This is a genomic window from Rufibacter sediminis (assembly GCF_014269285.1).
GTDB classification, from domain to species: domain Bacteria; phylum Bacteroidota; class Bacteroidia; order Cytophagales; family Hymenobacteraceae; genus Nibribacter; species Nibribacter sediminis.
In genome coordinates this window covers 1-12,280 of the sequence record NZ_JACOAF010000026.1, presented here as the reverse complement: position 1 = coordinate 12,280, position 12,280 = coordinate 1, and the positions used below count along the sequence as shown (strand labels likewise).

Genomic DNA, 12,280 nt, shown 5'->3' with positions numbered 1-12,280 from the left:
CTATGAAATTAACATCTTTGAACGATCTGTTCCTCCACCAGATGAAAGATCTTTATAACGCCGAGCAGCAGTTGCTGAAAGCCATGCCCGACATGCTGGAGATGGTCTCCAGCCCTGAACTGTCTAGTGCCATCCAAACCCACATGCGGGAAACCCAGATGCAGATCCAGCGCTTGGAGCAGTGCTTTCAGATTTTGGGCATGAACGGCAACGGGGAGAAATGCATGGCCATGGAGGGAATCTTGAAAGAAGCCAAAGAATTCATGCAGAACGATGCCGATCCGGAGGTGATGGATGCCGGGATCATTGCCTGCGCCCAGCGGGTGGAGCATTACGAGATTGCCGGCTACGGCACGGCCTGTACCTACGCCAAGTTCCTGGGCCATACGGAGATTTTAGGCCACTTGAAAGAAATCCTGAGCGAAGAGAAAATGACGGATGAAAAGCTTACCATGATTGCGGAAACCACCGTGAACCGGAAAGCCGAGAACCACTAAGAGTTTCCCCATCAACGGAACGGCCCGGTAGTTACAGACTGCCGGGCCGTTCTGTTTTAATGCCATTTTCAGGAAAGTGGCTTTGAAACATCCTTTAAGTAAGCATTGCGTCCAGGGTGCTAGTGGAGACGGCGTGATAGTTGGGCCGGGCTTTCTGGTAGATCTCACGGGCCAAAGCGGCTCCCGCCTCCGTTTGCAGCAGAGCTTTGTAAAGAGGCAGGAGGAATTTCCGGCGGCCCACCCGCACCAGGAACGCTTCCAGGGCGGGGTACGCCTCCTGGTACTGGTGGTGAATGGCGTGTTTGAACCACTCCGCCTGGATCTCCGCGTTGCCCGAAGCGGTAAACCCAAAGGCGGTGTCCAGTTCCTGCATCTGGGTTAGCTGCAGGCTTTTGGGCAGATTGCTCAGAAAGTAGAGCCATTCATGGGTGCTCCAGTTGGCCGTGGCAAGCTCCTTTGCTGGGGTGCCATTTTCCCATTTCTGCCGTTCCTGGTCTACTTTCTCAAAAAGAGCGGCTTTGGGCGGCGTGATGCCCGTCGGAATACCGGGCGAGTGAATCCAGCCGTGGGCGTTTACTTTCTGCCGGAGCGACTCGTCGCCGTTTAGCAGCCGTTTTTCCAAAAACTGCTCAAAACGGGCGGTGTCCATGGACGTGAACTGGAAGGTGCTGAAATACTCATTTACGAAGGCATCGAACCGTTCGCGGCCCACCAGACTCTCCAGATGGCGCAGGAACAGGTTGCCTTTTTCATAGGCAATCTCAGTAAGGCCTTCGTCGGGGTCGCGGTTTTCCAGGTTCAGGTGCAGGCAGGTGTCCAGTGGCTTCTGGCGTAGCTCGTCTAAGGTGTGCTGCAGATCCTGATAGCCCAGCGTGTGCAGCATCTCGGCGTACTCGGTTCCGTACAGGGCTTCCATGATCCGGCGCTCAAAGTACACGGTAAAGCCTTCGTTAAGCCAGAAGTCGTTCCAGGTGGCGTTGGTGACCAGGTTGCCGGACCAGGAGTGCGCCAGCTCGTGCGCGACCAAACTGGTGAGGGAGCGGTCGCCGGCAATGATGGTGGGCGTGGCGAAGGTGAGTTTGGGGTTCTCCATCCCGCCGAAGGGGAAACTGGGCGGCAGCACCAGCAGATCATACCGGCCCCATTGATACGGACCGTACAGCTTCTCCGCGGCCAGCAGCATCTGCTCGGTCTCGGCAAATTCATTTGCGGCCGCTGAAATCATGGAAGGCTCGGCGTACACACCGCACCTTTCGCCCAGCGAGGCAAACACCAGATCGCCCACCGCCAACGACAGCAGATAGGAGGGAATGGGTTGGTTCATCTGGAAGAAGTATACGCCGCTGGGGTCTTTCTCCTGTGGACTGTCGGCACTCATGAGGGGCAGCAGGTGCGCCGGAACCTGCACGCGGGCGGTATAGGTGAACCGTACGCTGGGGCTGTCCTGACACAGCAGCCAGGTGCGGGCCAGAATCGCCTGCGATTGGGTGAACAGGAACGGCTGCGTTTTGTCGCCGGTCTGTTCCGGGGCCAGCCACTGCAACGCGGCGGAAGAGGCGGTCGTTTCAAAGCGAATTTTGACTTTGCGCGTATCGGGGGTGAGTTGGATGTGCAGTCCCTGGCCCAGAAACGGTTTTTCCTCCGATAGAGTGAAACGTGCTTCCTGCTGTTCGTCCTCCAGCCACACCTGCTGGATGAGCAGATGGTGACTATCCAGCACAATCTCCGGGGCGCCTTGATGCGCAATATGGTACACGCCGGTGCCGTATATCTTCTTTTGCTCAAAATCGACTGCCAGATCCCAGTCTACGTGGTGAACGCGCGCTTCCTGGGGCTGGGCGAAGCTATGCGGATCTTGGGGGAAGTCAATTTGTGGGGTGGTGCTGTGCTCCATTTTTATATCCGTTTTAAAGGTCTTTTTAGAAATAGGGGCTAAAAACGCCCGTGTGGTGAAACGAGTTGCAAATAAGAAAAGAACCCCGTCAAGGGCAAGTTTGAACGAAGTCAGCTCCTGGTAGTGGCACGGCTCTTGCTTGTTGTAGAGCTATCAGCCACGTTGTGAAGTTAGCCGATGGTTTGTTTGTTAAATGCAATTTTGCCATCGGTTCTTCTCTTAACTTTTTAAGCTGATTCATAGTATAAGTACCACATCTAAATGACAGGGACCACCTTTATGAAGTTAAATAAACAGAATCATCCTTTTATTCTGCTTTTCTTGTTGACCTTGGTGCTGATTTCAGCGTGTGCCAAGTCAGGTGACAAGCAGAACAAAAAAGAGGCGCTTGCCGCCGCCCGAGATTTTCCTCAGCAGACAGACAGTGTATACGTGGTCACTTTCACCAAAAGCGATCCTGAGTTCAAAAAACACTTAGACCTCATGAAGCTCTTCTACCGGGAGCGCCAATACCGCTTTGCCTGGTTTAAAGACGGAGATCTGGTGCCGCAGGCCTACAAGTTTGTGGAAGTGCTGAGCAAAGCCCACGAAGAAGGCCTGGACCCGAAAGACTATGCCCGCAAAGATTTACAGGCGATGTTCCAGAAACTAGAGCAGACGAAAAGCGATTCGGCCCGCTACAAACTGCAGGAAGAGCTGGACGTGACCTTGACCGCTTCCTATTTCAACTATGCCAGTGACTTCTACCGGGGAACCGTTGACCCCAGAAGCCTGGACAACATTGAGTGGGAGGTGAAGAAAAACAAGATCAAGCTCCACAAGGCCTTGCAGACCATCTTGAAGGAGCGCGAGAGCCGCTACCCGTACTATGAATTTGAGGCGTTGCACCCTAATTACATCCGCTTGCGGGATGCGTTAAAGCAGTACCGGCAGATAAAGCAGCAGGGTGGATGGCCTAAAATTGAACTTGCCTCGGCCAAGAAACTCAAACCCGGCGATTCATCTGAAGTGGTGTTAACCATTCGGCATAGATTATTGGGTAAACCGGCGGAGAATCTTCCGCAGAACAGAATTTATGACCAGGGATTAGCCGCCGTGGTGAAGAACTTCCAGATCAGGCACGGGTTGAAACCCGATGGCGTGGTAGGCGGAGAAACGCTTCGGGTCATGAACGTGCCCATTGAACAGCGAATCGACCAGATCATCATTAACATGGAACGGTGGCGCTGGGTGCCCAAACGTTTCGAAGACAAATACGTGTTTGTGAACATTCCGGAGTACATGCTGCACGTGTATGAGAAAGACAAAGAAGTGTTGAACATGAAAGTGGTGGTTGGAAAGGAAATGCACGCCACGCCGGTTTTCAGTGACAAGCTGGAGTACATCGTTTTCTACCCGTACTGGAACATCACGCCGCAGATTTTAGAGGAAGAAATTGCGCCTGCCCAGGCAGCAGATCCCAATTACTTGGCTCGGAATGACATGGAACTGGTGAAAGACATTGGGAACAACAAAGTGGAAGTGGTCTCGCCAAGTTCCGTGGATTGGTATTCGGTGGATAAGAACTTCAAATACAGAGTGCGTCAGCGCCCCGGAAAAAGGAACCCGCTGGGTTTTGTGAAGTTCATTTTCCCGAACGAGCACAACGTGTACCTGCATGACACGCCTTCTGACCACTTGTTCAACCAGACCGAACGTGGGTTCAGCCACGGCTGTATCCGAATTGAGAAACCTTTTGAAATGGCGCAGTACCTGTTGAAGGATCAGAAACAGTGGACTCCTTCTACCATCAACGCTGCCATGCACGGGGGAGAGGAAAAATACGTGAACCTCTCAGCCAAGGTGCCGGTGTACATCGTGTATTTCACAGCCTGGGTTGATAATGCCGGGGCGGTACATTTCAGGGAAGACATCTACAACCATGACCGGGATCTGGAAATGGCTTATTTTAGATAATCTTTAGAAGTTTCCTTTAAGCGTAAGCTAAATAAAGCCACCGATCTGCTACTACGATAGCGGGTCGGTGGCTTTTTACTGTCTGGCATTTTCTGGTTCTGACGTTACTAGCTGAACTGGATCTGAGTTGGTTAGTAAATAGACCCACTTTCTAGAATCTCCGAATGCAGGGATGTGCTTGTCTGAAACTGCTTTGCCCTTCTTCTTACATTAACCTTCTCCTTTCATCAATAAAGGAATGTAGGCCTCAGATTATTTCCGTTTAATCCATCTTCCTACTTTAAGTCTGTTTTAAGAAAAACAGCCTCTAAACAGAAGTCTAACTAATCGTCTTATCGGAAGTGATGATCCATCGTCTTTAGTGAAGATGTACGAAGTAAAAGCAACGGGGCAATTTAGCTGCTTGTTTACAAAAGTAAACTGTAATTGTAAGTGTTTACTGATGTAAATAGAGTTTACTTTTGTTTATTGGTTTAGATTTGTAAATTGATGCTTAGTTTAGCTGTAGATGTATGTTATACTCTGCTAACTGTTTAAACATGAATTTATATTTGTTACATGTCTGATTTGCTTACCAGAATACAGGAGATCATCAGTTGGAGTGCTCTAGGTCCTACAGCTTTTGCGGATGAAATAGGCGTTCCTCGTCCAGTCATAAGCCATGTTTTGTCGGGTAGAAATAAGCCTAGCCTGGAGGTGGTGCAGAAAATATTGAGTCGTTATACAGAGATTGCTCCTAAGTGGCTTCTGTCAGGAGAAGGTGATATGCTAACCTTGTTAGCCGAAAAGGATGCCACTTCTCACGTTGAAGACCAGCCATCAGACCCAATAAATAGAAATGGTATTATCTTAGGAGATGTGCAAAAAGACGGGAAAGTACCAGAATTGATTGTGAGTTCTGGTGAAAGTGCCACTTCTGAAAATGAGAATAAGAAGAAAGTAGTAAAAGTTATTCTCCTGTATTCAGATGGGAGCTTTGAAAGCTACGATTCCTGATTTGACCCAATCATGTCTGAAACCCAAGGTTTGGATCTTCTCTCTATTAAATAAAGAAAGTGACTAGCTGAGAAACTGCTAAGGAGCATTTATTTATTAATAGGAGAGCAGTTCATTGCTGTGAAAAATTTAGCCCAATTGAGTTTCCATACCAGCCAGGGCTTTGCCAAATCTGTAACTTATTACTTGTAGACAGATCTAAATAAAATGATCGTGAGAATAATAGAAGCTTCTGCTTTGTCACATAGACTGTGGAATCAAGAATATCCTGAAAAGCTATGCTATCATGAAATGGAAGAATTTGAATCGTACCTCAGTGGTGTTCAGGCGCAGCGTCACTTTCTATTGGTAGATGAAGTAGAGGAGGTGCATGGTTGGGGAGTTACATTTGAGAGAGAGGTAGAGAAATGGTTTGCGATCATCCTGGACAACAAACTACATGGCCTGGGTTATGGGGCTTTACTTTTGAAGCAGCTTCAAGAAAAAGAAGATAGTCTCTGCGGTTGGGTCATTGACCATGCCAGGGACCTGAAGCGCAATGGCGAGACGTATAGCTCGCCCCTGGCTTTCTACCTAAAGAATGGCTTTAGAGTGCTTCCGGGCGTTAGGTTAGAAACCGAAAAGATATCAGCTGTTAAGGTAGAGTGGTCTCCTAGAGAAATTGATGCTGCCAGGTGGCAATAGAAGTAGCCTGATTCTGAAAGGCGTCTACAGGTTATTTATTTCTGAAACCGTGTGAAAACAAAAAAGCCTGTAAGATTTCGCTTACAGGCTTTCTAAACTGCGGTCCGGACGGGACTCGAACCCGCGACCTCCGCCGTGACAGGGCGGCATTCTAACCAACTGAACTACCGGACCAACATCTTCTGGAGATCTGCTGTCCCCGTTTGATGCTGCAAATATGTAGAGTTAATTTTTATGATGCAAATGAAAAAGAGGGAAAGCGCTAAAATTTATCTCAAATGCGGATTTCGTCTTTTTCAACTCGTTTCGTAAAAACACCTTTAAAACAGGAGAGAGAAGGGGTAAGCTTTTAAAAGAGAAAAGTTTATGCTTGACTTCAGCAGGGTAGTAAAGGGCGCTTGGTAGCGTCACGTCAGAGAAAGAAAAGTTTTGCCTCGTCTATTCGTTTAGAACAAATCTGTTTCCTCGGCCATTTCCAGCAGGGAGGTTTCTTTGAGGAAATAGACAATAACTGATTTAGTAAACTTCAGGCCTTCTTCCACTTCTTCGTTCTCAATCTGCTTTTTGGCGAATTCCAGCTTCATGATGCAGTAATTGATGACGTGGCTGGGCTGCTCTTCGGTGTAGCCATTCCGGAACATGTACCGGAATACATCCAGCGCTTTGTGCAGGTGTTCTAATAGGAGCGTGGCAGGATCTTGCTGCTCAATATCTACTAACTCCAGATTAAACAGAATCTGCTGCAACTCCTCCAGGCTTTTCTCCTGTCTCTTCATTTTGGTATGTAATAACGTATAGCTACTTGCCTGAAAGTAAACCTATCTGCAGGAGATCGGCTGGTATAATAAGGTAATGAAACAGGGGAGGAAGCAATACCAGATATTATTTAACAAAGATAAAGGATAATAGCAGATCCACGTAAAGGGGCAAACAGATTTATTGCCTTTACTTCTGAATTTATTTTTTCCAGAGACCGTCAAGGAAGCGCCCCCACCAGAAATAAGTCTGGGCAGACCTGAAGTTGTTTTAAGACTTTATTTCTAAAAACAGCCCTAAAGCAAACTATAACGGTTATATCAGAGTGGAGTGCTTGAAACGAAGGAGGAGTTCCTTTCCTAATAATAATTGAGTCTTTGCCGCGTAAGTCACCTTAGAATTCCTACTATTTCACTAGGGAAAGCATTAAATCAGTAAAGAGCAAACCTGAGTTTGATGACTGAGTAAGATTTGAAATATTTTAGGAAAGTGCTGCCGGAGTGGGAAGGCCTAACTGATCACGCATTCAAAGGATGGCGCTGTTGATAATCTTACTCCTTATAATAGAAGACTTCGGCCGGAAGGGCACAAGGCCTGAAAACACAAGAGTCCCTCCACCAACGGTGAAGGGACTCTTGTAAACTGCGGTCCGGACGGGACTCGAACCCGCGACCTCCGCCGTGACAGGGCGGCATTCTAACCAACTGAACTACCGGACCAACATCTTCTGGAGACCTGCTGTCCCCGTTTGATGCTGCAAATATGGGGGGCAGATCTTTACCACACAACTCCCAACCCTAAAAAACAGGCCAGAAACCCAGAGAAAAAAGGTAAAGGGTTCATTCTCAAACCGAAAATTTTCCTAAAAACTTGAAAAAACTCCCACTACTAAACTTTGCAAGTTTCGTTTACCTTTGTAGTCACACATAAGCTAAACGTAAGGGGCATTACTATGCTGTTAGATTTTGAACAACCCATTGCTTCTCTGGAAGGAAAACTAGCCGAAATGAAGAAACTGGCCTCTGAGAGCCAGGTGGACGTGAGCGACGCGGTGCTGGCGCTGGAGGAGAAAATAAAATCCCTTAAAAAAGAAACCTATGCCAACCTGACCCGGTGGCAGCGCGTGCAGCTTTCCCGGCACGTGGAAAGACCATATACCTTAGACTACATCAAAGGCCTTTCGCCCACGTTCATAGAATTACACGGCGACCGCAACGTGCGCGATGACAAAGCCATGGTAGGAGGGTTTGGAGAGATCAACGGCAAGACCGTGATGTTCATTGGCCAGCAGAAAGGCCGGAACACCAAAGAACGCCAATTCCGCAATTTCGGGATGGCCAACCCAGAAGGGTACCGCAAGGCCCTCCGTCTGATGAAGCTAGCCGAGAAGTTCAACAAGCCCATCGTTACCTTTATTGATACCCCCGGTGCTTTCCCGGGCCTTGAGGCCGAGGAGAGAGGACAGGGAGAGGCCATCGCCCGCAACCTGAAAGAGATGTTCATGCTCAAAGTACCGGTGATCTGCATTGTAATTGGTGAAGGCGCTTCCGGCGGAGCTTTGGGCATTGGCATCGGTGATAAGGTATTCATGCTGGAGAATACCTGGTACTCGGTGATTTCACCAGAAAACTGCTCCACTATCCTTTGGAGAAGCTGGAACTACAAAGAACAGGCGGCAGAGGCCATGAAACTTACCGCCAAAGACATGCTGGCCAATAAACTCATTGACGGCATCATCAAAGAGCCACTGGGCGGCGCGCACGTGAATCCCGAGAAAATGATCAAGACTATGCAGAAGAAAATACTCTCTACCCTGGAAGAACTGGAAGCGTTCTCACCAGAAGAACGGATCATGCAACGCATTGAGAAGTTCGGAGACATGGGCGTGGTGACCGAGTAGTTCTGTTTTCCGGCCTTTTTTACCAAAACACGCTTAAAACGTAGCGCTGCATGGCACTTACTTTACATCCCATACCTACCGGTAATTTCAAGTTAGACGGCGGCGCCATGTTTGGCGTGGTACCCAAATCCATCTGGCAGCGCACGAACCCCGCAGACGAGAATAATCTCTGTTCCTGGGCCATGCGCTGCCTGCTGGTGGAATCTGGTGACCGGCTGGTCTTGATTGACAACGGAATAGGGGATAAGCAGGACGCCAAATTCTTCAGCCACTATTACCTGCACGGCGATGATACCCTGGAGAAATCCCTGCATAAAGCGGGATTCGGATTCTCTGATATCACCGATGTGTTCCTGACTCACCTGCACTTTGACCATTGCGGCGGCTCCGTGCGCTACGGAAAAGATGGAAGCAGCCTGGAAACCGTGTTCCCTAATGCCCGCTACTGGAGCAACCAGGACCATTGGAGTTGGGCCACTGAGCCCAATCCCCGCGAGAAGGCCAGCTTCATCAAAGAAAACATCCTTCCTATTCAGGAAAGCGGCCAACTGGAATTCCTGTCTGCCGGTCAGGAACAGTTTCTCCCGGATTTCGACGTGATCTACGCCGATGGTCATACGGACAAGATGATGCTGCCCGTGCTCCAGTACAAAGGGCGCACCCTCTGTTTCACCGCCGATCTGCTGCCCTCCGTGGGCCACTTGCCCTTGCCGTACGTGATGGGTTATGATACTCGCCCGCTACTCACCCTTCAGGAGAAAGAGCATTTTCTGAAGAAAGCGGCCGACGAGCAGTGGGTATTATTTTTTGAGCACGACGTCCAAAACGAGTGCTGCACCGTAAAGCACACCGACAAAGGAGTACGGGTAGACCAGGTTTTCCCTTTGTCCGCTTTATAGAGCATGCAAAAAATCGGTTTATGTTTATCTGGCGGTGCCGCCAGGGGAGTAGCACATTTAGGCGTTCTGCAGGCCATGCAGGAAATTGGAGTTCCCATCCACGCCATCTCAGGAGTTAGTTCCGGGGCCATTGCCGGGGCTTTTTTTGCCGCAGGTTTCCCGCCCGAAGAAGTGTTGCGCTTGGTTTGTGATCTGCCTTTGCCCAAGCTGCTGAGGCCCGCCATGAACCGGGGAATTCTGCACACCCAAGCCCTGCACAAAATCTTTGAGGAACACCTGCAGAACCGCACCTTTGAAGAACTGCCCATCAAGTTGACCATCTCCGCGCTGGATCTGGTGGAAGGCTGTACCGTTTATTTCACCCAAGGCTCTTTGGTGGAAGCATTGAAAGCCTCATCGGCGGTGCCGGTGCTGTTCAAACCCATGCAATTGGAGAAAAGGATGTTGGTGGATGGGGGCATCGTGAATAACCTGCCTGTGGAGTGCATTACCGGAGAATGTGACAAAATCATTGGGGTGCATGTTAACCCCACCCCCCATAACGCGGAGATCAACAGCATCAGGCAAGTTACGGAGAGGATCTTCCACCTGGCCCTTCATGCCAACATTCAGAGCCGGATAGCCCTTTGTGACTTATTGCTGGAACCACCTCGCCTCACCGAATTCCACGTTTCTGACCTGAAACGGGCAAAAGAGATGTATACCATCGGCTATGAGCATACCATGGACCTGGCACCCGAAATAGAAGCACTGGCAAAGCCGGTGATTTAGTTCTTCTATATAGGATAAGTACTATGACATAGTTTGAATAGTGCTTACCCTTACAGAGTAGGAATCGTATTAGTCAAAATAATAGAGGGGTTACACCGTTATTTGACTATATGAGAAAGTTGCTCTACCTAAGCATATTCCTTCTGGCATTCACCAACGTGCGAGCGCAGGAAAACAGGGGAACGTTAGTACCTGCTAAAATCTTCCAGCGGACCTTTATGGTGGGGGGCGGCGTCTCAGGCTCTTACCGGAGAATCAATACCACGGTGAACAAAGAATCCATCTCGGGGTACCGCCAGCAGTATGACCTGGATGCCAAGTTGGGTTATTTTGTCTGGAGCGATGTGGCCCTAGGACTCCGGGCATCCGCAAACCATTACCGGGAGAAAATGTCGGGGCAGGTGCCTACGCAGGCCACCAACATTCTGGCGGGTCCGTTCGTGCGCTATTACCTGGACAACGGTATTTTTGGCGAGGCCAGTGCCGCCGCCGGGATAAACAACCGGGCCAACCGCGCCAAAACCGATTTGATGGAGTTCAGGGGAGGCGTGGGGTATGCCATTTTCATCAACCCCAAAGTAGCCGTTGAACCAGCCGTGATCTTTACGTATTACCAGGAGAAAGTACCCGCTGAGCAAAACAAGAAACTTACGGAATGGGGCCCATCGGTGAACATCGGCTTGCAGGTCTACCTGTTCCGGGAACGGAAGTTCAAATTAGCCTCGCGGTAAACCTAACTTGATAAACATAATAAGAGGAAAACCAGCTGAAAGGCTGGTTTTTTTGTAATATTGTGGTTCGACTCACGTAGACTTTATGTTTGGAAAAGCATTAGCAAAGGTAATTTTCAAAGTTGCCGGTTGGAAGTTAAAAGGAGGGATGCCTCCCGGTGTAAAACAAGCCATCATGATTGCGGCGCCCCATACCAGTAACTGGGATTTCGTGTATGCCCGGGCGGCCTTTTACCTCATGGATGTTCCGGTGAAACTGACCATCAAAAAAGAAGCGTTCTTTTTCCCGATGGGGGCGCTGCTCCGTTCCATGGGGGCTGTGCCGGTAGACCGCAAGAAAAACAACAACCTGGTAGCCGCCATGGTAGACCTTTTCAAAGAGCATGAGGAGATGGTGATGATGGTAACCCCTGAGGGAACCCGAAAATACCAGCCGCGCTGGAAGAAAGGTTTTTACCATACCGCCGTGCAAGCCGGAGTGCCCATCTTATTAGGCTACCTGGACTACGCCAAGAAAGAAGCCGGCATTGGACCAACCATTCACCCCACCGGTGACTTTGACGCCGACATGCAGAAGATCCTCGGCTTCTACCGCACCGTCACCCCCAAATTCCCCAGCCAGGGAGTTCGGTAGATAATATTGAAGAATTGAAACGTGTTTTGAGGCTCTTTTCCCAAAAGAAGTCTCAAAACACGTTTTTGTTTTAGTTACCCGATACGCTGAGAAGTTTCCTATAGAGCAATTTCTACCGGAGGAAAAAAGGCGCACTGCCCCGAGGCAGCATTAACCAAGCATCTGTAGAGACAAGGAACGCTTTGTCTTTAGCCTCCCCACGCATAAAACGGTAAACTAAATGTTGTGGTAATTACTTGTGGTCACCCCTGCAGGCGCCATTCTGATTGTTGGTGAGAACACCAACAATGGCGGAAGAAGTTGCGGCTAGATACTTCCCCTTTTTGTCATTCTGAAAGGATCTTGTGGGCGAACGGTAGTAAAGGTTAATCATTGTCTTTCTAGTTTACCCACCAGATCTTTCCAAAATGACAAAGCGAGAAGAAGAAGGATGAGAGGAAAACAGGAAGCATTCATTTACTAACTCCTGTAAAAAAGCCTCTGCCGTTTGGGGCCTGTTTTTAAGAAAACAGGCCCCAAACGGCAGAGGCTTTTACTTTAAATATATCCCTCTAAGCTGTTA

11 protein-coding genes and 2 tRNA genes are annotated in these 12,280 nt (G+C 49.2%); 9 read left to right on the top strand and 4 right to left on the bottom strand.

Annotated features, from left to right (window positions below; genetic code table 11):
• Nucleotides 1-2: 2 nt before the first annotated feature.
• Entirely contained in the window at nt 3-497 is a 495-nt protein-coding gene (locus H7U12_RS10945; RefSeq protein ID WP_186637373.1) for a YciE/YciF ferroxidase family protein, read from the top strand.
• A gap of 94 nt (nt 498-591) precedes the next feature.
• Here the strand turns inward: H7U12_RS10945 and H7U12_RS10940 are convergent, their stop codons facing one another.
• Nucleotides 592-2,391 (bottom strand): M1 family metallopeptidase, encoded by a 1,800-nt coding sequence (locus tag H7U12_RS10940; protein ID WP_186637370.1) that lies wholly within the window; start codon nt 2,389-2,391, stop codon nt 592-594.
• Nucleotides 2,392-2,670: 279 nt separating this feature from the next.
• Here H7U12_RS10940 and H7U12_RS10935 point away from each other — a divergent pair, with 279 nt between their 5' ends.
• The 3 genes from H7U12_RS10935 (at nt 2,671) to H7U12_RS10925 (ending at nt 6,027) form a co-directional block, all read left to right on the top strand.
• Entirely contained in the window at nt 2,671-4,347 is a 1,677-nt protein-coding gene (locus H7U12_RS10935; protein WP_186637367.1) for a L,D-transpeptidase family protein, read from the top strand.
• A gap of 558 nt (nt 4,348-4,905) precedes the next feature.
• Nucleotides 4,906-5,343 carry a helix-turn-helix domain-containing protein gene (locus H7U12_RS10930; RefSeq protein ID WP_186637364.1) on the top strand — a complete coding sequence of 146 codons (438 nt, stop codon included), beginning with the start codon at nt 4,906-4,908 and terminating at the stop codon, nt 5,341-5,343.
• Between the two features lie 291 nt (nt 5,344-5,634).
• The gene (locus H7U12_RS10925) at nt 5,635-6,027 is read left to right on the top strand and encodes an N-acetyltransferase (RefSeq protein ID WP_241749310.1); all 393 of its coding nucleotides are present in this window, start codon (nt 5,635-5,637) and stop codon (nt 6,025-6,027) included.
• A gap of 100 nt (nt 6,028-6,127) precedes the next feature.
• Here the strand turns inward: H7U12_RS10925 and H7U12_RS10920 are convergent.
• From H7U12_RS10920 to H7U12_RS10910, 3 genes are all read right to left on the bottom strand, one after another.
• Nucleotides 6,128-6,201, bottom strand: a tRNA-Asp gene (locus H7U12_RS10920).
• A gap of 272 nt (nt 6,202-6,473) precedes the next feature.
• Nucleotides 6,474-6,803 (bottom strand): hypothetical protein, encoded by a 330-nt coding sequence (locus H7U12_RS10915; RefSeq protein ID WP_186637358.1) that lies wholly within the window; start codon nt 6,801-6,803, stop codon nt 6,474-6,476.
• Nucleotides 6,804-7,428: 625 nt separating this feature from the next.
• A tRNA-Asp gene (locus tag H7U12_RS10910) sits at nt 7,429-7,502 on the bottom strand.
• Nucleotides 7,503-7,735: 233 nt separating this feature from the next.
• Here H7U12_RS10910 and H7U12_RS10905 point away from each other — a divergent pair.
• The 5 genes from H7U12_RS10905 to H7U12_RS10885 all read left to right on the top strand — a co-directional run bounded on the left by H7U12_RS10905 (nt 7,736) and on the right by H7U12_RS10885 (nt 11,718).
• Nucleotides 7,736-8,683, top strand: a complete 948-nt coding sequence (locus H7U12_RS10905) for an acetyl-CoA carboxylase carboxyltransferase subunit alpha (RefSeq protein WP_186637355.1) — start codon at nt 7,736-7,738, stop codon at nt 8,681-8,683.
• A 50-nt stretch (nt 8,684-8,733) separates the two neighbouring features.
• Complete coding sequence (locus H7U12_RS10900) at nt 8,734-9,582, top strand: MBL fold metallo-hydrolase (protein ID WP_186637352.1); 849 nt, start codon at nt 8,734-8,736, stop codon at nt 9,580-9,582.
• A gap of 3 nt (nt 9,583-9,585) precedes the next feature.
• A complete protein-coding gene (locus H7U12_RS10895; protein ID WP_186637349.1) occupies nt 9,586-10,353 on the top strand; it encodes a patatin-like phospholipase family protein in 768 nt (255 codons plus the stop codon).
• 110 nt (nt 10,354-10,463) lie between these two features.
• Nucleotides 10,464-11,084, top strand: coding sequence for a hypothetical protein (locus H7U12_RS10890; protein WP_186637343.1), 621 nt, complete (start codon nt 10,464-10,466; stop codon nt 11,082-11,084).
• Between the two features lie 148 nt (nt 11,085-11,232).
• Complete coding sequence (locus H7U12_RS10885) at nt 11,233-11,718, top strand: 1-acyl-sn-glycerol-3-phosphate acyltransferase (RefSeq protein ID WP_241749308.1); 486 nt, start codon at nt 11,233-11,235, stop codon at nt 11,716-11,718.
• The last annotated feature ends 562 nt before the right edge of the window (nt 11,719-12,280 follow it).